We start from the raw sequence: 26,447 nt of genomic DNA on the forward strand, positions 1-26,447 counted from the left end.
ATAATAAAAAGTGAGGTCGGGATCTTTTTGTCCCAACCTCATTTTTTTATAGTTTATTTCCGACATTGATTCGGTTAATAGCACGTTGTAATGCAATCTTAGCACGACGCTCTTGGTCAATCAAGTGTTTGTCTTGTGCTTCTTCAATTTCACGTTCTGCACGAAGTTTGGCACGTTCTGCACGGCTAATATCGATATCACGAGCACGCTCAGCTGAGTCTGCAATGATAGTAATCACATCATTTGCAATCTCGATGATTCCTCCATTTACTGCTATCCAGTTGACATGAGAATCATCATCAATACGTTTGACTTTAACTTCATCAACTGCTAATACCGCAATCATATTTTGATGTCGTGGCAAGATCCCCATCTCACCATCCAGAGTTCGAACTGATACAAAGCTGGCATGGTGATCATAGACGAGGCCATCTGGTGTCACGATCTGGACAGTTAACTGAGCCATAGATCACCTCTTAAAATCCCATTTTTTCAGCCTTAGCAATAACATCTTCGATTGAACCTACTCCACGGAAGGCATCTTCTGGGAGATGATCGTGTTTTCCTTCAAGAATTTCCTTAAATCCACGAACTGTTTCCGCTACTGGAACATAAGAACCTGGTTGACCAGTAAATTGTTCCGCAACGTTGAAGTTTTGTGAAAGGAAGAACTGAATACGACGGGCACGAGCAACCAAAGTTTTTTCTTCATCAGAAAGTTCATCCATACCAAGGATCGCAATGATATCTTGCAACTCATGGTAACGTTGAAGGACACGTTTAACTTCAGCAGCAACTGCGTAGTGTTCTTCTCCAACGATTTCAGGCGCTAAAGCACGAGAGCTCGAAGCAAGTGGATCAACGGCTGGGTAGATACCCAATTGAACCAATTTACGTTCCAAGTTGGTAGTTGAATCCAAGTGAGCGAAGGCTGTTGCTGGCGCTGGATCAGTATAGTCATCCGCTGGCACGTAGATAGCCTGGATAGAGGTTACAGAACCTTTCTTAGTTGAAGTGATCCGTTCTTGTAATTGACCCATTTCTGTTGCGAGAGTTGGTTGGTAACCAACGGCTGATGGCATACGGCCCAAAAGGGCAGATACTTCTGAACCAGCTTGTGTGAAACGGAAAATGTTGTCAATAAAGAGAAGAACGTCTTGACCTTCTACATCACGGAAGTATTCAGCGATTGTCAAACCAGTAAGGGCAACACGCATACGTGCTCCTGGTGGCTCATTCATCTGACCAAATACCATGGCTGTTTTCTCGATAACGCCTGATTCCTTCATTTCCCAATATAAGTCGTTCCCTTCACGAGTACGTTCCCCAACACCAGTAAATACTGAAATACCACCGTGTTCTTGGGCAATGTTGTGAATCAACTCTTGAATCAAGACAGTCTTACCAACTCCGGCACCACCGAAGAGCCCGACCTTACCACCTTTAAGATATGGGGCAAGAAGGTCGATAACCTTAATCCCTGTTTCTAAAATTTCTGAAGAGGTAGACAACTCATCAAAAGTAGGTGCTTTTTTATGAATTGGCTGACGCTCTGCATCTTCTCCAAAAGGAGCTTCCAAGTCAATAGTGTCTCCCAAAACATTGAAGACACGTCCCAAGGTTTCTTTACCTACTGGTACAGAGATTGGACGACCTGTGTCCAATACTTCCATTCCACGAGTCAAACCATCTGTTGATTCCATGGCGATGGTACGAATCATACCATCCCCCAACTCTAAGGCTACTTCAAGGACGATTTTTGTTTTCTCTTCGTCATTTTTGTAGACGACAAGTGCATTGTTAATCTCAGGTAGTTTTTCTCCAGCTGCAAACAAAACGTCTACAACGGGTCCGATAACCTGAGCAATTTTACCTGAACTCATCTCCTTCTCCTATTCTATATAAGATACTGTCGGTTCCTAGAATGACTAGGTCCTAATACTCTTCGAAAATCAAATTCAAACCACGTCAGCGTCCCCTTGCCGTACTCAAGTACAGCCTGCGGCTAGCTTCCTAGTTTGCTCTTTGATTTTCATTAAGTATAAGTTCATTTTCATACGAGCTGGACTAGAGCCTATTCTAAGGCACTAGCTCCTGCCACAATTTCTGTGATTTCTTGTGTAATCGCCGCCTGTCTGGCACGGTTATACTGGATTGTCAAATCATTAATCACTTTTTTGGCATTATCAGTCGCTGTTTGCATGGCTGTCATACCAGCAGCATTTTCAGCTGTCTTGGCATCAATAATAGCACCATAAATCATACTTTCTGCAAACTGTGGCAGCAATTGATCCAAGATTTCTTCACGACTTGTTTCAAGGTCAAATGTCAAGCTATAGTTATCATCTGCTTCATTTGGATCCAAGTCCACGATTGGAAGCATCTGTTCTACACGCATTTGACTTGTCAATGTATTTACGTGGTGGTTGTAGCAAACGTAGAGCTCATCAAAAAGTTCATTTTGATACATTTCAATCGTTTTAGAGATAATCTTACGAACTTCATCAAAGCTCGGTTGACTCGCAAGTCCACGCAATTCATAGATTGGTTGAATACCGCGTGATTTGAAGAAATCGGCTCCCATACCACCAATACAGATGACTTCAAAATCATCACCTGAAGGATGGTATTCTTGCTGGATTTCCATGACAGCTTTTAAGATTGAAGAATTATATCCTCCAACAAGACCACGGTCAGATGTAATGACGATATAGCCTGTTTTTTTGACGGGGCGACTAATCAACATTGGGTTTGTTGATCCGCCAGCGCCATCTCCGTGAAGGATATCTGTAACCAGTTTACGTACTTTTTGTGCATAAACTTGGAAGTTACGTGCTGCTTCTTCAGAACGACCTAACTTAGCTGCAGAAACCATCTGCATTGCGTTAGTGATTTGACTAGTATTTTTTGTTGAGGCGATTTTTGTTTTAATATCATTTAGAGATACTGCCATCTGACACCTCTATTCTTATTGGAAGCTTGATTGATTGAGAAACTCAGTAATCGCAGCATCCAAGACTGCTTCATCTGGCAAGTCTTTTGTTTCACGAATGGTTTCCAAAATTTCAGGATGTTGAGCATCAAAGAACATATGGAACTCTTCTTCGAAACGAACGATATCGTCTACAGGAATTGTATCCAAGAAACCATGTGTTAAAGCATAGAGAATAGTAACTTGTTTCTCAACAGGTAATGGTTTGTGAACAGGTTGTTTCAATACTTCTACAGTACGACGACCACGGTTCAATTTAGCCTGAGTAGCCGCATCCAAGTCAGAACCAAATTTAGTGAAGGCTTCCAACTCACGGTATGAAGCAAGGTCAATACGGAGTGTACCAGCAACTTTCTTCATGGCTTTAATCTGTGCAGAACCACCAACACGCGATACAGAAGAACCCGCATCAATGGCCGGACGAATACCCGCGTTAAAGAGTCCATCGCCAAGGAAGATTTGTCCATCCGTAATAGAGATTACGTTTGTGGCGATATAGGCTGAGATATCTCCTGCTTGCGTCTCGATAAATGGAAGAGCTGTGATAGATCCACCACCCAATTCATCCGAAACTTTAGCAGAACGCTCAAGTAGACGACTGTGAAGATAGAAGACATCCCCTGGGAAGGCTTCACGACCTGGTGGACGACGGAGCAAGAGAGAAAGTTCACGATAAGCTACCGCTTGTTTAGATAAGTCATCATAAACGATCAAGACATGCTTACCTTGGTACATAAATTCTTCGGCCATAGCAACCCCTGCATAAGGTGCAAGGAAAAGCAATGGTGAAGGTTGTGAAGCTGACGCTGTCACGACAATTGTGTAATCCAAGGCTCCATACTGGCGAAGTGTTTCTACTTGTGTACGAACTGTTGATTCTTTTTGACCAATCGCTACATAGATACAGATCATATCTTGACCTTTTTGGTTCAAGATTGCATCGATAGCGATGGTGGTTTTCCCTGTTTGACGGTCACCGATAATCAACTCACGTTGACCACGACCGATTGGAACAAGGGCATCAATAGCTTTCAAACCAGTTTGCAATGGTTCTGATACTGATTTACGTTGCATTACCCCAGGTGCTGGTGCTTCAACTGGACGAGTCTTGTTTGTGTCGATTGGACCAAGTCCGTCTACAGGACGACCAAGTGGATCCACGACACGTCCAATCAAGCTATCACCAACTGGAACTTCCATGATTTTTCCTGTACGACGAATGGTGTCGCCTTCGCGGATATCTGTAAAGTCTCCAAGGATGATAATACCAACATCTGTTGATTCTAAGTTTTGCGCCATACCATAAGAGCCGTTTTCAAAAATCAACAACTCTCCACTCATGGCATTTTCAAGGCCATGAGCACGCGCAATTCCGTCCCCGATGTAGGTTACAACACCAGTTTCAGTTACATCAAAATTGGGTTTGAAATTTTCAATTTGTTGCTTAATTAAAGCGCTGATTTCTTGTGCGTTAATTGCCAAAAGAACACCACTTTCTATTTCAAATTTTCCTTAACAACTTTAAGTTGTTGTTTAATACTAACATCAATTGTCTTGTGATTGGCGATAATAACAAAACCACCGATTAAACTATCGTCGATTTCTTCTTTAATGCTACGCACTTTTAAAGACATCTTTTTCTCTATAATTGGAAGCAAACGTTCTTTTTGTTCATCCGTTAGAGGATGAGCAGACATAATCGTTACTTCAAAACGATTGGTTTCTCTCTCAAGACGGTTTAAACAATCTACAATCACATCATAAAAAAGATTTGATCGATGATTGTACAACAGAACTTGAATGAAGTTTTGTAATAATGGCGATGCAGAATCTTGGAAATAACTGACTGTTTTTTCCTTGTCAGACTCATCCACATCCACCTGAGCCAAAAAAGAAGGCAAGTCTGTTTCTTCAGCGACTTGCTTAATCTGGGTCAAGTCTGAGAAGATAGAATCTTCTTCTCCTTTTTCAATCACCAATTGGACAAAAGGCATGCTGTATTTTTCAATTACCTTTACTGTCTTTTTGTCCATTAAGCTTCTCCTAGCTGATCGATATACTGATCAATGAGTTCTTTATGGGCATGACCGTCAAGGTTTTGTGAGATGATTTTCCCAGCTAGACTAACTGTCAAATCTGCTACCTCACCTTTAACGCTTTGTAAAGCCTCAGCTTTGTTTTGCGCAATTTCTTGGTTAGCTTTTTCTTTCAAGCGACCAGCTTCTAGCTTAGCTTCAGCTAGAATATCTGATTTGCTCTTTTCAGCTGTCTCCTTGGCATTCTCGATGATAGTTTTAGCTTCGCTTCGGCTACCTGCTAATTCATCTTCACGCTTTTGAGCAAGAGTTTCTGCTTTTTGACGAGCTTGTTCAGCACCATCAATATCAGCAGCGATCTTTTCAGCGCGTTCTTCGAAGACAGTTGTCAAGTTTGACCATGCGAATTTTTTGACTAAGACGATCAAAAGGATAAAAGAGCCAGCAATTAAAATAAAGTTACCAATCAATTCACCTACTGTTACGTGCATCATTTACTCCTTTCTACTCTTCATCATTAATTTTATTTCCTAGATACATAGAAGACAAGACTGTGAATACATAGGCCTGAACACAGGAAATAAACACAGAAAATGCCGTCCAGACAAGATTGGTAACAAATGCGACTGGATACCAATAAAGTGCCTGATGAGAGAGAGTAATAAGCAGGCTTGCCATCACTTCTCCGGCAAAGATATTCCCGAACACCCGCAAAGCAAGTGAAAGGAAATTCGTGACTTCTTCAAGGAGATTCATCGGTGTCATGAAACCTGGGGTTACAAAACCTTTTAGATATTTTTTAACACCGCGACGACGAATTCCTTCAATATGGGTCATCAGGATAATTCCGAATGACAAGGCCAAGTCAAACTGGAGATTTGCTGTTGGCGATGTCCAAAGGTTTGTCCCATCTGTAGTTTGAAGTTTCGCCATCAAACCAAGATTATTTGCGATAACCATAAAAAGAAATAAACACAAGTAAAAGAGTGAGTAATCTTTCATGTACCGTGAACCTACGTTTGGTTCTGTAAATCCGACTACAAAGTCATAGAGATACTCGAGTACATTTTGCTTTCCTTTGGGTTTTACAGTCATATTACGACTTGCCCAATAGATAAAGCCAAAAATAAGTGCCACAGACAACAAAGTTAATGCTGTCAAGGTTAAATCAAAGGTAACAGGACCAATATTGATGGTTGGATTGATACTTTCTTCCATCTAGAATCCTCCCTTTTCCATTTTATACTTCTCTTTATTTGATGATAAATGAAAATACGAGAGTTACAAAGAATGTTCCTTCGATAAAGGCAATCCCCATGATCATCAAACTACGCAATTGAGGGATGATATCTGGTTGGCGTGCTGCAGATTTGAACAAACCGTTCATCAAAAATCCTTCTGCAAGAGATACACCCATACAGGCAAGACATAGACCGAAAAATGTTAAATTCATGACGAATTCTCCTTTTTTAAATTAAATTTACTTCCCTAGTTTAGTCCTAAAATTTGCTTTTGTCAACTTTTTACTAGCATTGAAAGCGTTTCTAATCATTTATTTCTATTTTTCCGATTTTCAAGTCAATTATATAGAAAATTTTAAGGTCTTTTCAGATTGTTTTCCTTATCTTTCCTGTTTTTCTGAAAATAAAAATCCAAGTTTTACAACCTGGATTTATCGTTTCTTATTTAAAATAATAGGAATGGTGGCTCTGGCAAGCTGGATTAAAGAGTGCTGCACAATAAGGACAGCTCCCCTTTTCTCTATACTCCTCATAAGTTAGGTTCTTCTTACAGAAACCACATAAGATAGGTTTATCCTGTTTAAGTCTTAAAGGGTATGGAGAAAATGTGTGCTCCTCTAGCGCATTGTGACACTGATAACAGGCATAGTATTTCTTACACTCATAACACTGGAGCGCTACGATATCTTTATCACTATGGTAATGAACACATCTGCTTTCATCATCTACTAGTAATCCATGAGCTTGAACCATGATTTTTCCTTATCTAGGCACGAACTGTGACGCTTGTTCCATCTTCTTTGTAAAGATTGATCAAGCCTTCTTTCAAAGCACGGACCATATCACCTGCTTGTACTGGTTGTGGAACCTTGATGGTTAAAAGTTCCATTGGATTTGGTGCACGGTCAATTTTATTACCTTTAGCATCATGAAGGTCTTCGATATAAGTTTCAAAATGGCGGAAACCTGGGCCATAAAACTCAACTTGGTCTCCTTCGTTGATAACGTTACGTTGGCGAATAGTTGCTGTTTGTGTTGCATCATCATAAGCTACTACTTCAGCAACAAATTTGTATTCTGGAATCTTACGACGAGCACCGAACAGTTGTTCATTTTCAGATGGTGTCCCGTAGTAGAAACCTGTGGCCAATTCACGTTGGGCCACCTTCCACATTTCATCAATCAAGTCTTGCTTGATAGCTTCAAACTTTTCAGGACTTTCGAGGTAGGCATCAACGGCAGCCTTGTAGCAGTTTGTAACTGTTGAAACATAGTGAATAGACTTCATACGACCTTCAATTTTAAGACTGTCCACACCATTTTCAATCATATCTGGGATATGATCAATCATAGACATATCAACGGCTGACATTGAAAATTCTTCAGGAATTTCTCCCTTGAGACTCTTACGCTCTTTACCAAATGGCATATCGTAAAGGTCATATTTCCAACGGCAAGATTGTGAACATCCACCACGGTTGGCATCACGCATACTCATGTGGTTAGAAAGGGTACAACGGCCAGAATATGAGATACACATAGCTCCATGTACAAAAGCTTCAATCTCAACGTCTGTACGTTTGCGAATTTCTGCCAATTCTTCCATAGAAACCTCACGCGCCAAAACGACACGAGTCAATCCAAGTTCTTTCCAGAATTCAAGAGTTTCATAGTTGGTCGCACTAGCTTGTGTTGAAAGGTGGATTTCAAGTCCTGGTGCTTCTGTTGCAGCAATCATGATTAAGGCAGGGTCAGAAACAATAACCGCTGCAATGCCAATATCACGCAACTTACGGAACCATTCTCCGGCACCTTCTTCATTTCCCTCGTGCATAACCATATTGGCAGCCACATATACCCTAGCTCCATACTTAGCCGCGAACTGTACTCCTTCTTCCATCTGTTCGAAAGTGAAGTTACCCGCGCGGCTACGAAGACCATAGGCCTGACCACCGATAAAGACAGCATCTGCTCCGTATTGAACAGCTACTTTTAGTTTTTCTAGTGTTCCTGCAGGTGATAGAACCTCAGGACGTTTCAAAGTTTTTGTCATTTTTTCTCCTATTTGCAATATAAAAGTTTGACACCAATCTTAACCATTTTATAGTAAACAGGGTTCAAAATCAAGCCTTGAATGATTGTTTAGACAATTTTAATGTTTAGTTTTCTCTGAAAACGTTATTGAACAGTTTCAACATTCCAAGTAGTCCATCCCTTGAAACGAATGGCGCCCTTTTGATTCGTTTGATATATCGAATTCCCAAGTTCTTGGTTACTTTCCGCATTTTTTTCTTTGATTTTTTTCTTCTTGTCTACCGAAATGACCGTGATTTTAGGGTGTACATTTTTGAAGATTTCGATATCTGTCTTTTTCTTCGATGCTTGCTGATGAGTTATCACTACATCTGCTTGGAGTTTTGGATAATGACTCGTTAAAAACTTCTCCTCTATATTTCCAGTAACTAGAAAGGTTTGGTTTAGTAACTTTCCATACATTGTAATTGAATCATTTTTATCCTTATTTTGGGTAGCGATAACTTCTAAACTATTCCCAAAAATAGGTAACTGCTGTCCTGTTTTGATAGCACCTACCTTGACTTTGCTCTCCTTCAGCTTATCCATAAATTCTCTCTTAGATAAAGTTTCTTCAGTTACTAGAATCTCTCCAAGCTCGACGGCTTTACTGATTTCTAACACATGATCTAACTGTTTAGTATCACTAGTCGTTAGAACCAGCTGATCAATCTTGGCCACTCCTCGACTTTTCAGATAAGGAATTAAACTACGTTTGGCATTGCTGGTAATAGCTTTCTCCTGCCAGACTTCTTTCTTTTCAACTGCTAGCTTTTCACCAACATCCAGTAGTATGGTCTTCCCTGTCATGTCTCTTAGGAAAATGCTTCGTCCCTGTTCCATATCTAGGACTGTGATTTCATTCTCTAGTGGATGTTTGGTTACTAAAAAGAATGAGATGGCAACTATGACAAGCATAGATAGTTTTTTCAAATTCTTTCGATAGTCATAGATGAGAGCTAAAGTAATCAAAAGAAGGATTAAAATCCAAAGACTCGGTTGGCCGAAAACAAGGGGCCTAGTAGATAGCTGAGAAATATAGCGTATGATATTTTCTAGCCATTCAAAGAGAAAGTTGAACTGGGTGATGGGATATACAAATGACAGACAGAAGAGAATCGATAAAAGTGGCAACAAGACCATATCAAATAAGAAAGAAAAGGCAAAAGTTAGGAGAATAGACCACGGTTGAAATTCTGAAAAATAAAAAGATAAAATTGGCAGAATTCCCAAGGAAATAATACAACTCTCCCTAACCAGTCCTTTTATCCCTGCTACTTCCTCACCAGTCATTGTCAGGATAAAGGCATAAGCACAGGAAAGAACCCCTCCAGCTGTTAAGAAAAAGTTCGGCATGATTAAAAATAGAATAAGAATTGTCAAAGCAAAATTATCCAGTGACTTAAAGCCATGCTGAGCCAAGATCTTTTGTAAAAGACTTCTAATCACAGATGCTGAAAAACCTGTCATGCCTGCATAGAACAAAGAAAAGGGATAGGCAAGCCATTTGAACTTCTCTTGAGTCAAGCCCAAACGTAAGAGTGATTTTTTAAAAGCATTCATAAAGAATCCTACTTGCATTCCTGACAAAGCAAATAGGTGAATAATTCCGAGGCTAGAATAGAGTTCATTCATTTCCTCAAAATCTGTGTCCAAGTGCCCTAATAAGAGTCCCGTCATATAATTGCGCATGGGGTCAGGAAAATTCCTTTTTATCCAGACAACTGCTTTTCTTCGCAAACTGGATAGATTTTCTCCTATATCCCAACTAGAAATTTGCTTTAATTCGACAATTTCCGATATAGTTAAGGTCTGATAAATCCCCTGTGTTTTGAGATAGTTTCGATAATCAAATCCAGCAAAATTACTGGCTCCTTGAGGACTAGCTAACTTGCCTTTCAAAACTATTTCAGGTAGTTCAGATAAGTCTTGAAATTTTTTCTTTTCAGATTCTGACTGGAGTTTATAATAGACCTGAAAGAGTCTGCCCTCAGCCTTGCCACGAAAAGATAAGCTATCACCATTTACTTTGATGGTATCCGGTAATATTCGCACTGTATCAACCGTGTCTACAAGATTCCGATTGGCTTCTTCTTGCTGCCATTTTTGAAAAATAAACCAACTCCCAAATATGCTGCAAATCAAGAGGACCTTAGTCACAGTTTTCCATGGAAATTGGAAAAAGAGGCAGACTAGTAAAAAGACAAAGCCCAAAAGTGCTAAGACACTTGCTGAAAAAATTGCATAGTAGAACCAGAGCAAAAGAAAACTGAGATAGATTTTTGGAATTGGAAAGCGACTAATCCACTGTAACATACTCTTTTAACTTTTCTATCGTTTTTGCACCAATACCAGAAACCTTTTTGAGCTCATCAACTGACTTAAACTTACCGTTGGAATCACGATGGTCGATAATATCTTGAGCACGTTTAACACCTAAACCTTTGACTTGCTTCAGTTCCTCTATACTGGCTTTATTAAGGTTGACTTTCTTATTTTCTTTGGTGTTGGAAGCATTTGAATATGCCTCTTGGCTTGTAGCTTCTTCCTTAGTCGGGACATAAACAAGTGCTTCATCACTAATTCTCTGAGCAAGATTGATAGACTTACTATCAGCATTATCTGTCAATCCACCAGCTTTTTGAACAGCATCATTGATACGACTTCCAACTGGTAAATCATAAATTCCAGGTGATTTGACAGCACCTTTGACATCGACAGTAATCAGATCTTGCCCCACCACTTCTTCCTTCTGATTTCCATCTTCCTTTTCATCCGTCGAATCCTTTGGAACAGCTGTAACTTCAGTCTGCACCTTTGTTTCCTTAGCAGGTGCTTGAGCGACTGGCTTTAGCAGGAAAAATCCGCCTAAGACCAAGCCCAAACCAGCACAGATAACAATGATTTTATATTCTTGGATTTTCTCAATAAGTTCTTCCATATTTTCTCCTCTCTTACTTTATTCGTAAGAGAAAGAAAAAACAGCTGAAAAATCTTTTCAACTGCTTACTTATTTGCAAAATAGTCTTCCTTGGTCAAAACATAATGTACACGTGTTACAATTCGTCCCGGTTCTTTATTATCCATTCTGGCATAGGGTTCTTCGTGAGAAAAGCGCATGCCTGATTTCTCCATGACCTTTCCTGACGCAGGATTATCCTTATCGTGAAGGGCTGTCAACTTATTCATTCCGATTTCTTCAAAGGCCAGTTCAATGACGGCACGATTGGCTTCAGTTGTCAAACCTTGATTCCAATATTTTTGATGGATAATGTAACCAATGGCTGCCTTTTTAAGAACAGTATCAACCTTGTGCAGGTCAATAGTTCCGATAAACTCTCCACTATTTTTTAGTTCAATACCCCATCGGCCCAAGGGATTAGCTAGATAAAATTGGGCAATATTATTCTTGGTTTCCTCTAAACTTTGATTGGTTGGAAAAGTATAGCGTGTATTTTCCTGGTTTGAAGCATATTCAAACATTGCTTCTGCATCATCAAGTGTTACTGGTCTAAGTACTAATCGTTCTGTTTCGATTATTGGATGCTTCGCTAGTTTGATAAATAGTGATTCCATGATTGCCCCTCCCAAAATAGGTTGCTAAAAGAATAACATAAAAGAAATAGGTTTACAAGTTTTTCTTGCAATTTAAAACGGTTTCATATACAATAAAGTCATCACAAAAACTCTGACGAATGATGTGATACATAAATTGAAACAGCTTAATAGAAAGTGAGTTATCCTATGTTAATTGGAATTCCAAAGGAAATTAAAAATAATGAAAATCGTGTTGCTTTGACACCTGCTGGTGTACAGAGTCTTGTTGGTCGTGGTCACCGAGTCCTCATCGAAACAAATGCTGGACTTGGTTCAGGATTTACTGATGCTGACTATGAAAAGCAAGGAGCAGAAATTGTCGCAACTGCTGCTGAAGCCTGGGCTGCAGAATTAGTTGTTAAAGTAAAAGAACCCCTTGCTAGTGAGTACCAGTTCTTGCGTGAGGATTTACTACTTTTCACCTACTTACATATGGCAGCGGCTCCAGAATTGGCTGATGCTATGCTTGCAGCTAAAACAACTGGTGTTGCTTATGAGACAGTCCGTGATACTCAAGGACAACTCCCACTTCTTGTTCCAATGAGTGAGGTAGCTGGTCGTATGGCAGTCCAAATCGGTGCTCATTTCTTGACGAAACAAGCTGGTGGTTCAGGAGTTCTACTCGGTGGTGTCCCTGGTGTTCCAAAAGGAAAAGTAACCATCATCGGTGGTGGTGTTGTTGGTACACATGCAGCCCGCATTGCGCTAGGTTTGGGAGCTCAAGTAACCATTCTTGATATCAGTGCTAAACGCCTCTCTGTCCTAGAAGATGTCTTTGGTCACCAAATCCAAACCCTCATGTCTAACCCATTTAATATCGAAGCAAGTGTACGTGAAGCAGACGTTGTTATCGGTGCTGTCTTGATTCCTGGTGCCAAAGCTCCAAAATTGGTGACAGATGAAATGGTACAACAAATGCGTCCTGGTTCTGTCATCGTAGACGTTGCTGTTGACCAAGGTGGTGTTATAGCGACAGCTGACCGTGTGACAACTCACGATGAACCAGTCTATGAAAAACACGGTGTTCTTCACTATGCCGTTGCTAACATTCCTGGAGCAGTTGCTCGCACATCTACGATTGCCCTTACTAATGTGACTCTTCCATATATCGAAGCCTTGGCAGGAAAAGGATTTAAGAAAGCTATCCTAGAAGACGCAGGCTTGCTTGAAGGTGTGACAACCTATCAAGGATACCTCACCAGCCAGCCTGTTGCAGAAGGCTTGGAACGTGACTTCACTTCAATCAGTGAACTGGTCTAAAATGATTTACATATTAAAACTACAAAAATAGAATGCTACGTAAAAACTAGCTTCTAAATCTCAAAAACGAGCATTTCCGTTCTTGGAGATGCTCGTTTTCTCATGTCATGGTTTATAATTTAAATTTTGATAGACTCTAGTTTCTAATCAATGTGATCAATATTTGTCAATACTAACCCTTTCAATCAATTCATTAGTTTTCTAAACTAAGTCCATTACTAAATCCAAAAAGAGTACCAATAGTAAAGTAAACTAAATAATTGAGTTATAAATGGCTATTTTCACAAAACTGTTTCATCATCACACCATCTCAGTACATAAACCAATTTTTCATCTATAGCTTTTGTCTTAATCTTGGTCTTTTTTCTTCAATCCAAGAAATGCACCTACGATAAACATTATTCCAGCAATGAATGGTGTAAAACCTTCTCTAACTGTTCCGGTTTTTGGTAATCTATCAGAATTGTTAGTATCCGATTTACTATCGATATTGGTATGTTTATTAGCTATGTTCTCTGGTTCATTAAGATAAACTTCCTTCTTATTTTCAAAGTTTTTATCATTTTTATCAGGAACTGGAGCTTTAACATCCTTAGTTGAATCAGATCTTTGACTTTCATCTAATTGACTATAATTTACTTGTACAGGAACTGTAGTTTTGACATCTTTAGTTGAATCAGATTTGTGTGAATGATTTTCTCTTTGTAAATCCTCCTTTTTGTAATTTTCATCTAATTGACTATGATTTGCTTGCACCTTATCTTTCTTTTTCGATACATCAAAAGTAGGTTTATTTTCCTCCTCCTTTTTCTCCTCTATTTTCTTGAATACAGGTTTTATAAGGGTATCTTTTGATAAATTAAGAACATAGCCAGTGTCTTTTTTACCTTCGATACCAGAAATTTCCCAGCCATCAAATTGATAGCCTTTTTCTAATTCCCCCTTATAGACAGGTAAAATAAAATCTTCTTCCGACACTATCGTTGAACTCATTTCTTTTCCATTTTGAATGGTCACAGTCACCGTATGAGGTTTTAATTCGCTTACCTCTCCCGTATCTTTGTTTAAAATGAATTCTTTTACGGTCGTATTTCTTGCAAAATCTTTTGCAACAATCTTAATATTTAGTGTCTTATCTGTTAGTTGTTTAATATCATCAAATGATTTGTATTCTTTTCCATTTACATAAATATGTTTTTCTTGAATCTCACCATCAAATCCATTATTTCTTTTATCATTGATATTAAAGACTACAGATTTTCCGTCAGCATATTCAATACTAGTATTTCCCTTAGGATCAATGTTTACTTCTGGTTTAACATTATCATATAAAAATTGATAGTGTACTCCAACCGCTTTCGCATTCAAATCGCTATAGCCAGTTTGAAGATAAACATTTCCATCCATATCTGTTACCTTATCTGGGAATCCGTTTGCTTTATAGTCTTTCATTCCCCAGTCCATGATGTCACCGTCTTTAACATTAAGCTTAATGTTAAAATCTCTAGTGTTATCAATGTGTAAATCTCCGTAGATTAAATAATTATCTACAACCGATTCATTAACTCTCAACTCCCAGTTAAAACCACCCTTATCAGAAATCTTACCTTTTAAATAAAATTCTGGATTTCGTACATAAATTTTATTAGATTTAGATGGATTAAAGTAGTTCTTGTCCATTGAAAGGTTTACTGGTTTTGCATCAATAAATAACGTAGAGCCATCTTCTTTTATAGCTTCTACATTGGACTTATCTTCTCCTGTGTACTCTTTACCATCCTTACCAAATAATACAAGTTTAGAAGTATCTGTTACAAGATTTCCATCTTTATCGATTGCCTCCCCTTTATCATTCATTTTAAAGGTAAAGACTTGATACCTTACAATGTTAAAGCCGTCCAAAGCCGACATTAATACTGATTGAGTACTTCTTCCATCTTCAACATTTCTACTATCAGCATAAATTATTTTTTCTGATAGGACTCTTAGATTAGGATTGGCCTTTTGTATTTTTGCTATATCTTCCTTGCTATAGACTCCATTTCCTTCTAACATATCCGTTTTTCCAGGATTATAGGTAGTCACTTTTAGTGCATATCCTTTTCTCAGAATGATATTATCCTTTAATAGATATTGTTGTTTTTCTGAATCAGAATAGATTTTACCAGATTCCATTTCAGTTAAATTGTTTGGTTTGTTCTTTGAAAGATCACCTTCTCCTAATTCTATTACATTCCCATAACTTGATGCATAGGGATATTCTGTTTTAGTTTCCTTATTTTTTTCAGGCATTCTAATCTTCGTTTCAGCTTTTATCTGATCATCATCTTTAACAAAGAATCTCATATCTCCTGCAAAAGCTAATCCATCCACAATATCATTAATATTAGCGTATAAATCAAATGTCATCGTTTTTGAGTGGGAATCATACTTGGTCGTTTTGATTTCTATCGATTTATAGTTATTACCATAATATACCTTGGCATTTTTAGAAACATTACTTATCTTTCCAAGAATTTCAAAGTGTCCATCTTTAGACGGGTTTAGAACACCATAAATTTTTGATTTGATTTCATCAAGTTTTTCAGTTTCATATTCTAAGGCACTACCATCGTCATAAGCAATGATATTTCCCTTATCATCGTATTTATAATCGTATTCTTCTGTTCTCTTACCAGTTTCACTTGTAAAGTCATCAACTTCTCTAAATTTCTTTTTAATGAGTTTCTTCAAGTCTTTGCTTTCAAAATCTCTAATTGTTGAAATAGTTTTATGAATAGTAAAGCTAGATTTTTCTTCGATAGACTCTTCATTGTCTTGATGATTTTCTTCCTCAGTTGTATCTTTTTTAAGACTATCCTCTTTTCTATTTTCTAAATTTTTAAATTTAGATTCGGCAATCTCGCCAAGCTTTTGATATTTAGATGAATCCTGATCAGGATCTACTAGATAATAGGAAATCATCCCCTTTTCATCAGCATGATCAGCAAATTTAATTCTATGAATCTTTGTGAAATTGCTAGAGCCATCTAGTGCAATGACTTCAATGATCTTTCCTCTTAAATCTCCTGCCCCACTAATTTCATAAATGGTATTTCCGTCTTTGTCAAGTTTTCTATTTCTTCCTTGACCCTCACCTGCATAAGTTACTTCAAGATTTTTCTCAACCTCTCCGTCTTCATTAACCAGAGCGGCTCCTGCATACCAAACTTCGTTGGCAATCTCGTCAAATTTTTCAGGATGTTCTTTCTGATCTCTAGCAAATAGGGTTTCATTCTTGTATTGATCTTTTACCTTGTGATAAGTATCCTTTGTAATCAACTTAATTTTTTCAGGATTTGAAAAATCAATTGAAACAATCTTAGGAGCTGTGTTATCAATTTTTACAGGAATATAGGAAACCTGCCATGGGTAATCCTTGGTTAATCTATATTTAAATTTATAGAAATATTGACCTTCTGCAATCGGTTCAAATTGACCTCTTATCCTAGTAGCTGGATCTTGGTTATCCTTGCTCTCTGGTGCATTTTCTTCCCTACCTCTAGGGTTATAAATGAGTCCATCCCACTTCAAGTCACCCCAAACCTTTAGTTTAGAAGATTTGATTCCCTTTGCATCATTTCTCTTAGAGTTTAAAATTCCTTTAATAAAGTGTTCTCTCGAAATGACTTTTAAATCTCTTTGATTTTCTCCCTCTTTATTTGTATTTACTATTGAAATTAATCCTTCTTCTGCACTTCTTAATACAAGTGGAGAAGGTGTTAATCCTCTCTCAAGTTGAGCATCTTGAGGATTTCCATTTGAATCTAAAGGATAAATTTTAGCAATATTAGAACCACTTGATGATGGTGCGTTGATCCCTTCGTTATTGAAAGCAAATAATTCTGGATTTTGATCTAGGGATGTTGTATTTTTATCTTTTCTATTTTGTATAACTCCTGCTGGATTAAATTTATCTATACCATGTTCTCCACCAATTCCCTTATTTAAGGTTCCTGGAATTTTTGGTTTACCATCATCATCATAACCTTCCATTGTTTTTGATTTTGAACCTTCTTCCCAGGCCCATTTATCAAGGATTGGTTCGTGGTTCCAATTCCCAGCAAATCCCATTAGAGGCATCGATAAAGAAGGTTGGAAGTTTATTTTCTTCCCGTTAGAGTTTAGAGCTTCCATTTCTTCCAAAGACTCAAAATGAATAAATGATTCTACAAATTTATTTTTGTTTTTAGCCTCCCCAACATTTATAACCGCATTTAAATCAAAGCTAGAATTTGGGCCTATAGTGAAAGTGTCATGCTCAAATGTGATATTTGCTCCTTTGACTTTTTCTGGGTGGATTTCTGGAACAATTTGCTTCCCATCTGGAGATTTTTCATCTTTGTATGTTTCATCCAGTTTTAGTCTATCAGTTAGAGCATCTGTAGTTACTGCTGATGCTGAAACTTTAAAGGTTAAAGGTCTGTTTGATGTATTGTGAAGCTTAATTGTAAAGTATTTTTTATCTCCTTTTATTTCTTTAAGAGAAATAGAACCATAAGAGTTTACCAAACCTTTAGAATCCGTGTTTTTAAAAGTAGCTACAACTTCATTTCTCAAAGCATTAGCAACATTAATTAAGCCTGCTCCCTGTTGTCTAGGTGATGCAAAGTATTGACTTTTTTCTTTCCAAGACGTTGCATCCATCATAGGCCGTGCAGTATTTTGTAGGGCTATTTTTGTAAGACTTGTAAGGTCTATTTTGTCATCTCCCTTAAGATTTTTCAAGGCAGGTCTTTCAAGCATTTCCTTTAACTTTGGTCTAATCAAAACAGTAGAAGCTGCCACGATTGGAGTTGCCATACTAGTCCCTGACATATAACCATAAGTTGATTTCCCATTAATGACATTGAGAGTGGATTTAATATTTTTACCTGGTGCTGAGACATCAGGCTTTAAAAGTAAATCTGTTCTCGGTCCCCAAGATGTGGATCCTGCTGGAACTATGACATCTTCTTTATACAATTCTTTGTCTGTGTCAGGTGCAAACTTAAAGTCAATCTCTTTTTCGTCACCTACATTCGGTTTATTAGAATTATAGCTGGCCATATCAATTGGATAGTATTGCTCCAATTTATCTTTGAAATCTTCTTTATTATTCCTTTTAACTTCAGTTTTTTTATCAGGATTAATCATGTTCCATAGCTTTACACCATCATCTCCTGAAATTGAAAATACTTGACTTTTAGTCCCTTCATCCGCTTCATATCCCATGGCTGGAAGCTCTGTCCAATTATCTCTATTGTAGTAATTGACAGTATTTACAACCATAATGGCGCGTGCGCCCTTATCCGTTGCTCTTTTAAAAGCATCTTTTAAATCCTTGGTATAAATTCGATCCATTACTGCAATTTTGCCCTTAAGATCCAATCCTATCAAATCTTGATCTTGACCTTTGCCTATATATACAAAGTTTAATTTACTAGGAGCTTTTGAACCGTCTTCATTTGTTGTGATTTTATTCTTATCGAAAAAGGCCCCTATATTTCTGTATTTAAAATTTTCTCCACCTATGTTGACTTTATCAAACTCAACTGTCTGATTTTTAGCAGAAGCGACCGCTATCGCATCTTCATGTGCTGCAGTTCGCGTTACATTTCCAGTGTCGGTCATTTTCAGATTATTATTTGCCACTAAATCCCATGAAGAACTTGAAGCAGAAGTCGCATAGTTACCCGTAGCTACAACCATTGGAATGCCTGCTTTTCTTAACGCTCTAATAGCTTCCCAATATTTCTCACCTACAAGACCTGTTCCTGTAAAGCCAGATGATACCGAAACAACATCGACATTGTGTTTGATCGAATCTTCAATAGCATGAAACATTGTTTCATCACCTGCGAACCCAGATCCTGCGTCAGAGTACATTTTATAAGAGAAGATCTGTGCATTAGGAGCAATTCCATCTATTCCATTAAAGTTTTTAATATCTTTTTCAGTATCATTTCCTGCAAGAATCCCTGCAATATGCATCCCATGTGGATCAAAATAATCGCTTCCATCATCAGCTTTTTCTACAGTGATTTTACCACCATTATAATAATTGAACGCATGAGGGATTTTATCACTCAACCAGAAATTTTTATCAGTACCTTTTAAGTCTTCTTTTTTAAATTTCATTGAGTCTTTAGCGTCATCATCAATCCTCATGGCCTTATGCCTATAATCTGTCCCCGTATCGATATTTGAAATGACCATACCTCTACCATCAAAATTTTTACCAAATGGAGCATTGATAGACTTTAGGTAATCAATTGCCTCTTCAACTCCAATTTCCTTTCTAGCATGATTCATCATTGGCTGGACTTTTTGTGATCGTTCAACCGATGAGATACCCTCTATTAGTTTAATTTTGTCCAGATTATCTGGAGTTGTTTCTATTGCAACACCATTAAAAACCGTATCATAAGTATATAAAACTTTTGTATCCTTAAGATTGGATAATTCCTTGATTGCTTTTTCTCCAGATTCTTTATCTTTAAATTCAGCAATATAGACAAGTTTATCCTCTTTTTTGGGACTTTCTGGGTCTTTACTTGCAGACGAGTCCGCTTTATCTTCTTGGGATTGATTGGAATCTTCTTGGGATTGATTGGAATCTTCTTTGATTTTTTCTTCATTGCTAGTTTTGTTATCTATCACAGATTCTTTACTAACAACTTCTTTTTCCTCAATAACCGTTGTTTTCTTCTCTTCAGTATCCTTTGAAGTTTCTATAGCATTATGAATATCTTCAAGTTTTTCTTTGTTTTCTTTTTGTTTACCTACTACTGTTTCTTTATCAGATATTTTTAAAGAATCTTCAGAACTAGGTGTATCTGCTAAAACTACCTCATTAGGGACATATGCTGCTAAAATAACTGCAGCTGTGGTTAATGACAATACTGTACTTTTTTTCATTTTAATTCCTTACATATTTATTTAACTTCCAATAGATAGAAAACTTTAACTTTGCTAGCCTTTGTTATAAAAAGTTTTACTAAGTATTATCTAGGAAATAGAGTAGTGCATTTATATATAATTGTTAACTCTCTGAAAATAGTATATCAATTAAAAAAATTTAAGTCAAGAAAAATTAATACGGGTTAATTTTTTTATTAACGTATGTTAATTTCATAAAGTCCAAAGCTTTCGTGTTTAACTGGAATACATTATAAGCACATTCACACCATCAAGAATAGTAGGAATGAAGTTGAACCACTAAAATCATTTAAGTTTGGAAGTAAATCATTCCTACGATATTCCATCAACTCACGAAGCGAGAATGATTAGCCTATTTGTTGACAATATCTCTAGTCAAGTATTACTGAAATAGACCTCTCACACTGGTCGCCCTGCCTTTCGTCCAACCATGCTCATGAAGATGACCATATTCGCTTATGGTCGTCAAGTGTTCTTTGGACGTAAAATCGTTCAATTGAACGAAGAAATCATTCCCATGAAATGGTTGAGCCACGATACCAATGTTAGCTATAAAACGATTAATAATTTCCGCTCCAGTAAACATGCCAACAACCTAATCAAAATTGACTAAAAAGTACTAAACGAGCACAGATAATCCAATGAACTGGGAATATCTTGAGGTCACGGACCAGTTTATAAAGCCCGATGGCCTATTTTATTCCTTTAAGAACTGCTCTAGTCGAACTGACAAGTATGGGCTTCAACGTGATTTCAAGATTTATGAGGCGGATAAAGTTCAAGACACTCCAGAGTTAGAACAGTTGGTTAAAACAGATAGTGGAAATCAGAAACAAATCCATTATAATCCAACTTGGAATTACTTTAAGGAACTCCTTACGCAAACATTACATAGTGAAGAAGGCTCTCAAATTTATGCCAAACGGAAAATTGATGTAGAACCCGTTTTTGGTAGTTTTCGGCGTGCACAGAGTGCATATCAGAGGTAAACAAGCTGTCGCAACAGAGATAGCATTCATCTTCATGAGCATGAATCTCACCAAATTGGCAAAGAATCTAGCATCTAAAACGTTCACCTATTCAAAAACCACACAGTGTTTCTTTCAGCTTGATTGTATTCAAGACTGAAATCACTGTGTGGTTTTATTTAGAAGCTAGTTTTTGCCTAGGTCCTTTTTCCTTATTCTGTTTCTTCTTGATTTTCTTCAGCTTTGACAGGTCGAGGTTCATAGGCTCTGATAATTTGAGCGACAACTGGGTGGCGAACCACATCCTTGGCTGAGAAATGAACAAAGTCAATTTGGTGAATGTTCTTAAGTTTTTCTTGAGCATCAATCAAACCTGACTTTACATTACGCGGTAGGTCAATCTGGCTAATATCCCCATTGACAATCATCTTAGAATTAAATCCAAGACGGGTCAAGAACATCTTCATCTGCATGATGGTCGTATTTTGCGCCTCATCGAGAATGACAAAGGCATCATCCAAGGTACGCCCACGCATATAGGCTAGAGGAGCAATTTCAATAATTTCACGTTCCATGAGACGGGTTGTTTGATCCTTCCCAAGAATCTGGTACAAGGCGTCATAAACTGGTCGTAAATAAGGATCGACCTTTTCCTTGAGATCACCTGGAAGAAATCCCAAGCTCTCCCCTGCTTCTACCGCAGGACGTGTCAAAATGATACGCTTGACTTGCCCACGCTTGAGAGCTGTTACGGCCAAAGTCACTGCTAAGAAGGTCTTACCTGTTCCTGCCGGCCCAATTCCAAAGGTCACATCGTGTTGCTTGACACTATCCACATAAAGCTTTTGACCCAAAGTTTTAACACGGATAGGCTTGCCTGTATTATCCTTAATAATCTCTTCTTCATAGAGGGCAACAAATTTATCGATTTCATTATTCTTAACCATGGTAATGGCTGTCACCACATCCGGAGTTCCAACAGTCATTCCACGATTAACCAAGACCATTAAGGCTTGGATAACTTGACGGGCTTCTTCACAGGCAACTTCTTCTCCCAAAATCTGGACAATCTCCGTACGGGCATGGATCACCACATCAAGCTCTTCTTCCATCAAACGAAGATGGCGCTCATTGGAACCAAAAAGATGAAATAGGTCATCTGGATGACTCAGTTGAATATCTATTGAATGTTCCTTCAAACAAAGAACCTCTCTAATTCTCTTATTTCGTTTTATTATTTTTGTTTTCTTTTAAGTATGAAATAACTTTCAAAAATCCTATCACTCTGACAATTCGTAATGGTAAACGATACTTGCCAAAATAAGTAAAATCCTCATAAAAGATAACTGAATGACTATATTATAGCAAAGAGGCTGAGAAATTACTATCCCCAACCCCATCTGGTAGCCTTAATGTTCTAAATATTCCTGCCAGATAGAATCAAAATCTCCTAGGTTAAAAGAGAAGCTAGCATGTTCCTCTAAAAAACGACTCACTTGATCGAAATCATCTGTATGTTTTGGAAAGGCGGATTCCTCAAAGGCAAGATCCGCTAAAATTGCCTTGGGACTATTGCTTTTAGGGTTGCGCTCGGTCATCAGCCAAGTATAAAATGATTTTCTCATAAGCCTCCCTAAATTAATTCAGTACCAAACTGGTCTTGCTTGATTTTGCCAGCCTTCATCAAACCACCGAGTGCTTTTTTGAATTGACCTTTCGAGATACCAAAAGTTGCTTTAATGTCATCTGGTGAAGATTTGTCATTTAAGGTCATAAATCCACCATTACTTTCCAAGTAAGTCAAGATCATCTGCGCATCGTTCTCCAACATCTCAAAAGAGCGAGGTTTAAGTGAAAGATTAAGTGTGCGATCCACCTCACGGAAGCCAATAACACGTACATCTAACACTTGCCCCAAACGAGGTTCTGCATAACGCTCACTTGGATGGATGAAACCCAGCATATTATTTTCCGGTAAATAGACAAAGGTTCCTGATAGCTTAAGACGGTAAACAATGGCTGGCCAGTTTTGGTTCTGCATGTTATTGTAGGCAGGACGAGCCAATCGTTGGAAGTCTTCCTGATAAGCTAAGATTCCCCAGATACGGTCTTTCTTGTCTACTTCAAGACGTATATAAAGTTGGTCACCTTTCTTTGGCCAGAGCTCTTTAAGTTCAGGGAGAATATCTAGTGACACAACGATTTCCTTGTCTGGTAATCCTGTATCAACAAAAACCCCAAGATCCTTACGAACCTCCGTTACGGTTCCCCAACCAAATTGGTCCTGAGTTGCAGTGACTTCTATAGTTGTCAAACGTAGTCTTTGCTTCATGTCTGTATAAGCAAAACCTTTGACCGTATCACCAACTGTATGGGGACCTTCTTCTTTAGCTAGGGCATATGTTTGACCATCCTTTTGAACAAAGTAAAAACGGTCATTTTCATCGATGATGAGTCCAACGATAAAACTTGCAAGATTTGTATTCATATTTCCTTCTTTCGAATAAAACTCAGCCAGCAATGCCAACTGAGTTTTTCTGTTTATTTCTTAGACTTCCAAGATTTCTTTTTCTTTGTTGGCAGTCATTTCGTCGATGTGTTTAACAGCATCGTCTGTTGCTTTTTGAATATCTTTTTCAAGAGTCTTCAATTCGTCTTCAGTGATTTCTTTTGCTTTTTCTTGTTTCTTAGCCTCGTCCATAGCATCACGACGGATATTACGGATAGCAACTTTAGCACTTTCACCGACTTTTTTCACTTCTTTAGCAAGATCGCGACGAGTTTCTTCTGTAAGAGCTGGGATTACCAAGCGAATAACAGAACCATCGTTAGCTGGTGTAATACCTAAGTCTGAAGCATTCAAAGCACGTTCGATATCTTTCAAAGATGATTTGTCAAATGGTGTTACCAACAAGACACGCGCTTCTGGGATTGTGATAGAAGCAATTTGGTTAAGTGGTGTTTCAACACCATAGTACTCAACGTGGATGCGGTCAAGCAAGCTAGCATTAGCACGGCCAGCACGAATACTTCCAAACTCACGAGCAAGTGAGTGGTGAGATTGGGTCATTCTCTCTTTTGCTTTTTCTACGATTGCGTTTGCCATAATGATTTCTTATTCCTTTTCTTCGATATTATTTGAAACTGTAGTTCCGATATTTTCACCAAATACAACACGTTTAATATTTCCTGGTTGGTTCATGTTGAAAACTACCAAGTCAATATCATTATCCATTGAAAGTGTAGAAGCTGTTGAGTCCATGATACGAAGCCCTTTGTTAATGACATCACGGTGAGTCAATTCTTCAAATTTAACGGCTGTCTTATCTTTTTTAGGATCAGCATTGTAGACACCATCAACCCCATTCTTAGCCATCAAGATAGCGTCCGCTTCAATTTCAGCTGCACGAAGGGCTGCTGTTGTATCTGTTGAGAAGTATGGTGAACCAATTCCCGCACCAAAGATAACAATACGTCCTTTTTCAAGATGACGAAGGGCACGACCACGAACGTAAGGTTCTGCTACTTGTTGCATGGCAATGGCTGTTTGAACACGTGTATCCACACCAACTTGTTGCAATGAATCTGCCATCACAAGAGCATTCATAACGGTTCCAAGCATTCCTGTATAGTCTGCTTGTACACGATCCATTCCAGCTTCTGCAGCAGGTTCTCCACGCCAGAGATTTCCTCCTCCGATTACGAGAGCAATCTCAATTCCTAAGCTATGTACTTCTTGAATTTCTTGAGCCATTGCTTGAACAGTTTTGATATCAATTCCGACACCACGCTCGCCAGCAAGGGCCTCACCTGATAACTTAATCAAAATACGTTTATATTTGGGTTCCACCTGACTTCGCTCCTTTATTTTATTCAAACTATTTTATCACAATTTCTAAGATTTTTATAGTATCATGAGTATTTCTTTTAAAAAAATTAGATAGTTAAAAATTCCTCTAAATCAGCCAAGGCACGCTCTGCAATTTTTTCATAACGAGCCTTCTTATCACGAATGCGTTCACCTTCCAACTCCTTGATAATGCCGAAATTGACGTTCATTGGCTGGAAGTGTTTGCTGTCAGCATGGGTGATGTAATGAGCTAAGCTTCCAATCGCTGTCGTCTCTGGAAAAATAGCCTCGCTTTCTCCCTTGAAGAGACGAGCCGCGTTAATTCCCGCAACTAAGCCTGACGCTGCGGACTCAACATAGCCTTCCACACCCGTCATCTGACCAGCAAAGAAGAGGTTTGGTTGTTTCTTAGAACGATAAGTCTGCTCAAGAAGATTCGGTGAATCCATATAAGAATTGCGGTGCATGACACCATAACGTACAAACTCAGCATTTTCAAGACCTGGAATCATTTGGAAGACACGCTTCTGCTCTCCCCATTTGAGGTGAGTCTGGAAACCCACGATATTGTAGAGACTTCCAGCCGCATTATCCTGACGAAGCTGAACGACTGCATAAGGGGTTTTAAAGTCTCCATCACGAGGTCCCTTGTAATCTTCTGGATATTCTAGACCAACTGGTTTCATTGGGCCATAGAGCATGGTTTTGATACCCCGTTTAGCCATGACCTCGATTGGCATACAGCCTTCAAAGTATTTTTCTTTTTCAAAAGAATTGAGAGGCGCTTCTTCTGCATTAACCAAGGCTTCATGGAAATCCATAAATTCTTGTTTGGTCATAGGAGCATTGAGATAGGCTGCTTCTCCCTTATCATAACGAGATTTGAGATAAACCTTGTTCATATCAATCGTATTAACATCCACAATAGGCGCTGCAGCATCGTAGAAATAAAAACCGTCACCGCCATTAAGAGCATGAATTTTCTCAGCAAGGGTATCACTAGTCAAAGGTCCAGTCGCTACAACTGTAATAGCATCCGTTGGCAATTCTGTGATTTCGTCACGTACCACTTCAATCAAGGGATGGTTGGCAATCTTTTCAGTAACCATTTGAGAGAAACCATCACGGTCAACCGCGAGAGCACCACCAGCAGGAACTCGTGTTGCTTCTGCCGATTCCAAGATAAGAGAACCTAGGCGACGCATTTCTTCTTTGAGGAGGCCGACAGCATTTGTAAGAGCATCTCCACGTAAAGAGTTAGAGCAGACCAACTCTGCAAAATTGTCAGTTTTGTGTTGTGGTGTTGACTTGACACCACGCATTTCATAAAGTTTAACTGGAATACCACGCTCTGCGATTTGGTAGGCTGCTTCAGAACCCGCCAAGCCCGCACCGATAACATTGATATAAGATTGAGACACGACACTAATACCTCTTTGGGTGAAACTTAAGTTCATTCCAGAACAAGTC

Annotated in this window: 21 protein-coding genes and 1 pseudogene; 2 read left to right on the forward strand and 20 right to left on the reverse strand. The window is 38.4% G+C overall.

Going from position 1 to position 26,447, the window contains the following annotated elements; all coding sequences use genetic code 11:
- Window positions 1-46: 46 nt before the first annotated feature.
- The 13 genes from HMPREF2837_RS00340 to HMPREF2837_RS00400 all read right to left on the reverse strand — a co-directional run bounded on the left by HMPREF2837_RS00340 (window position 47) and on the right by HMPREF2837_RS00400 (window position 11,918).
- Window positions 47-466 carry a F0F1 ATP synthase subunit epsilon gene (locus tag HMPREF2837_RS00340; protein ID WP_049503620.1) on the reverse strand — a complete coding sequence of 140 codons (420 nt, stop codon included), beginning with the start codon at window positions 464-466 and terminating at the stop codon, window positions 47-49.
- A 10-nt stretch (window positions 467-476) separates the two neighbouring features.
- The gene (gene atpD / locus HMPREF2837_RS00345) at window positions 477-1,883 is read right to left on the reverse strand and encodes a F0F1 ATP synthase subunit beta (RefSeq protein WP_075230498.1); all 1,407 of its coding nucleotides are present in this window, start codon (window positions 1,881-1,883) and stop codon (window positions 477-479) included.
- Window positions 1,884-2,074: 191 nt separating this feature from the next.
- Window positions 2,075-2,953, reverse strand: coding sequence for a F0F1 ATP synthase subunit gamma (locus HMPREF2837_RS00350; protein ID WP_049549330.1), 879 nt, complete (start codon window positions 2,951-2,953; stop codon window positions 2,075-2,077).
- A gap of 15 nt (window positions 2,954-2,968) precedes the next feature.
- Entirely contained in the window at window positions 2,969-4,474 is a 1,506-nt protein-coding gene (gene atpA, locus HMPREF2837_RS00355; protein WP_000996628.1) for a F0F1 ATP synthase subunit alpha, read from the reverse strand.
- 14 nt (window positions 4,475-4,488) lie between these two features.
- On the reverse strand, window positions 4,489-5,025 hold the full coding sequence (locus HMPREF2837_RS00360) for a F0F1 ATP synthase subunit delta (protein WP_049549329.1): 537 nt from the start codon (window positions 5,023-5,025) through the stop codon (window positions 4,489-4,491).
- Window positions 5,025-5,519 (reverse strand): F0F1 ATP synthase subunit B, encoded by a 495-nt coding sequence (gene atpF / locus HMPREF2837_RS00365; RefSeq protein WP_049549328.1) that lies wholly within the window; start codon window positions 5,517-5,519, stop codon window positions 5,025-5,027. Before atpF ends, HMPREF2837_RS00360 begins: the two co-directional genes overlap by 1 nt.
- A 13-nt stretch (window positions 5,520-5,532) precedes the next feature.
- Window positions 5,533-6,246: a F0F1 ATP synthase subunit A gene (gene atpB / locus HMPREF2837_RS00370; RefSeq protein ID WP_000392856.1), complete on the reverse strand. Its 714-nt coding sequence runs from the start codon at window positions 6,244-6,246 to the stop codon at window positions 5,533-5,535.
- Between the two features lie 34 nt (window positions 6,247-6,280).
- Window positions 6,281-6,481 carry a F0F1 ATP synthase subunit C gene (locus HMPREF2837_RS00375; RefSeq protein WP_001054552.1) on the reverse strand — a complete coding sequence of 67 codons (201 nt, stop codon included), beginning with the start codon at window positions 6,479-6,481 and terminating at the stop codon, window positions 6,281-6,283.
- Window positions 6,482-6,710: 229 nt separating this feature from the next.
- Complete coding sequence (locus HMPREF2837_RS00380) at window positions 6,711-7,022, reverse strand: CHY zinc finger protein (protein ID WP_049549327.1); 312 nt, start codon at window positions 7,020-7,022, stop codon at window positions 6,711-6,713.
- A gap of 13 nt (window positions 7,023-7,035) precedes the next feature.
- The gene (locus HMPREF2837_RS00385) at window positions 7,036-8,322 is read right to left on the reverse strand and encodes a peptidase U32 family protein (RefSeq protein ID WP_049549326.1); all 1,287 of its coding nucleotides are present in this window, start codon (window positions 8,320-8,322) and stop codon (window positions 7,036-7,038) included.
- Window positions 8,323-8,447: 125 nt separating this feature from the next.
- Entirely contained in the window at window positions 8,448-10,658 is a 2,211-nt protein-coding gene (locus HMPREF2837_RS00390) for a ComEC/Rec2 family competence protein (protein ID WP_049549325.1), read from the reverse strand.
- Complete coding sequence (locus tag HMPREF2837_RS00395; protein ID WP_049549324.1) at window positions 10,642-11,283, reverse strand: helix-hairpin-helix domain-containing protein; 642 nt, start codon at window positions 11,281-11,283, stop codon at window positions 10,642-10,644. Before HMPREF2837_RS00395 ends, HMPREF2837_RS00390 begins: the two co-directional genes overlap by 17 nt.
- A gap of 65 nt (window positions 11,284-11,348) precedes the next feature.
- Window positions 11,349-11,918: a GNAT family N-acetyltransferase gene (locus HMPREF2837_RS00400; RefSeq protein ID WP_049549323.1), complete on the reverse strand. Its 570-nt coding sequence runs from the start codon at window positions 11,916-11,918 to the stop codon at window positions 11,349-11,351.
- A gap of 168 nt (window positions 11,919-12,086) precedes the next feature.
- On the opposite strand from HMPREF2837_RS00400, the gene ald reads away from it, so the two are divergent.
- Window positions 12,087-13,199, forward strand: a complete 1,113-nt coding sequence (gene ald / locus HMPREF2837_RS00405) for an alanine dehydrogenase (protein WP_049549322.1) — start codon at window positions 12,087-12,089, stop codon at window positions 13,197-13,199.
- A 348-nt stretch (window positions 13,200-13,547) separates the two neighbouring features.
- Here ald and HMPREF2837_RS00410 read toward each other — a convergent pair whose 3' ends face one another.
- Window positions 13,548-20,138 carry a S8 family peptidase gene (locus HMPREF2837_RS00410; RefSeq protein WP_049549321.1) on the reverse strand — a complete coding sequence of 2,197 codons (6,591 nt, stop codon included), beginning with the start codon at window positions 20,136-20,138 and terminating at the stop codon, window positions 13,548-13,550.
- 316 nt (window positions 20,139-20,454) lie between these two features.
- Between HMPREF2837_RS00410 and HMPREF2837_RS10540 the strand changes: the two are divergent.
- Window positions 20,455-21,441 (forward strand): annotated as a pseudogene (locus tag HMPREF2837_RS10540) (transposase).
- Here HMPREF2837_RS10540 and HMPREF2837_RS00425 read toward each other — a convergent pair.
- From HMPREF2837_RS00425 to trmFO, 6 genes are all read right to left on the reverse strand, one after another.
- Complete coding sequence (locus tag HMPREF2837_RS00425) at window positions 21,340-22,326, reverse strand: PhoH family protein (protein ID WP_049549318.1); 987 nt, start codon at window positions 22,324-22,326, stop codon at window positions 21,340-21,342. The pseudogene HMPREF2837_RS10540 and the gene HMPREF2837_RS00425 overlap by 102 nt on opposite strands.
- A 210-nt stretch (window positions 22,327-22,536) precedes the next feature.
- Window positions 22,537-22,752: a YozE family protein gene (locus tag HMPREF2837_RS00430; protein ID WP_049549317.1), complete on the reverse strand. Its 216-nt coding sequence runs from the start codon at window positions 22,750-22,752 to the stop codon at window positions 22,537-22,539.
- Window positions 22,753-22,760: 8 nt separating this feature from the next.
- Window positions 22,761-23,615, reverse strand: a complete 855-nt coding sequence (gene cvfB / locus HMPREF2837_RS00435; protein WP_075230499.1) for an RNA-binding virulence regulatory protein CvfB — start codon at window positions 23,613-23,615, stop codon at window positions 22,761-22,763.
- A gap of 60 nt (window positions 23,616-23,675) precedes the next feature.
- A complete protein-coding gene (frr, locus tag HMPREF2837_RS00440; protein ID WP_075230500.1) occupies window positions 23,676-24,233 on the reverse strand; it encodes a ribosome recycling factor in 558 nt (185 codons plus the stop codon).
- Between the two features lie 9 nt (window positions 24,234-24,242).
- The gene (pyrH, locus tag HMPREF2837_RS00445; RefSeq protein WP_075230501.1) at window positions 24,243-24,977 is read right to left on the reverse strand and encodes a UMP kinase; all 735 of its coding nucleotides are present in this window, start codon (window positions 24,975-24,977) and stop codon (window positions 24,243-24,245) included.
- A gap of 86 nt (window positions 24,978-25,063) precedes the next feature.
- On the reverse strand, window positions 25,064-26,398 hold the full coding sequence (gene trmFO, locus HMPREF2837_RS00450; RefSeq protein ID WP_075230502.1) for a methylenetetrahydrofolate--tRNA-(uracil(54)-C(5))-methyltransferase (FADH(2)-oxidizing) TrmFO: 1,335 nt from the start codon (window positions 26,396-26,398) through the stop codon (window positions 25,064-25,066).
- Between the last annotated feature and the right edge of the window lie 49 nt (window positions 26,399-26,447).

This window comes from Streptococcus sp. HMSC071D03, assembly GCF_001812125.1.
GTDB classification, from domain to species: domain Bacteria; phylum Bacillota; class Bacilli; order Lactobacillales; family Streptococcaceae; genus Streptococcus; species Streptococcus pseudopneumoniae_N.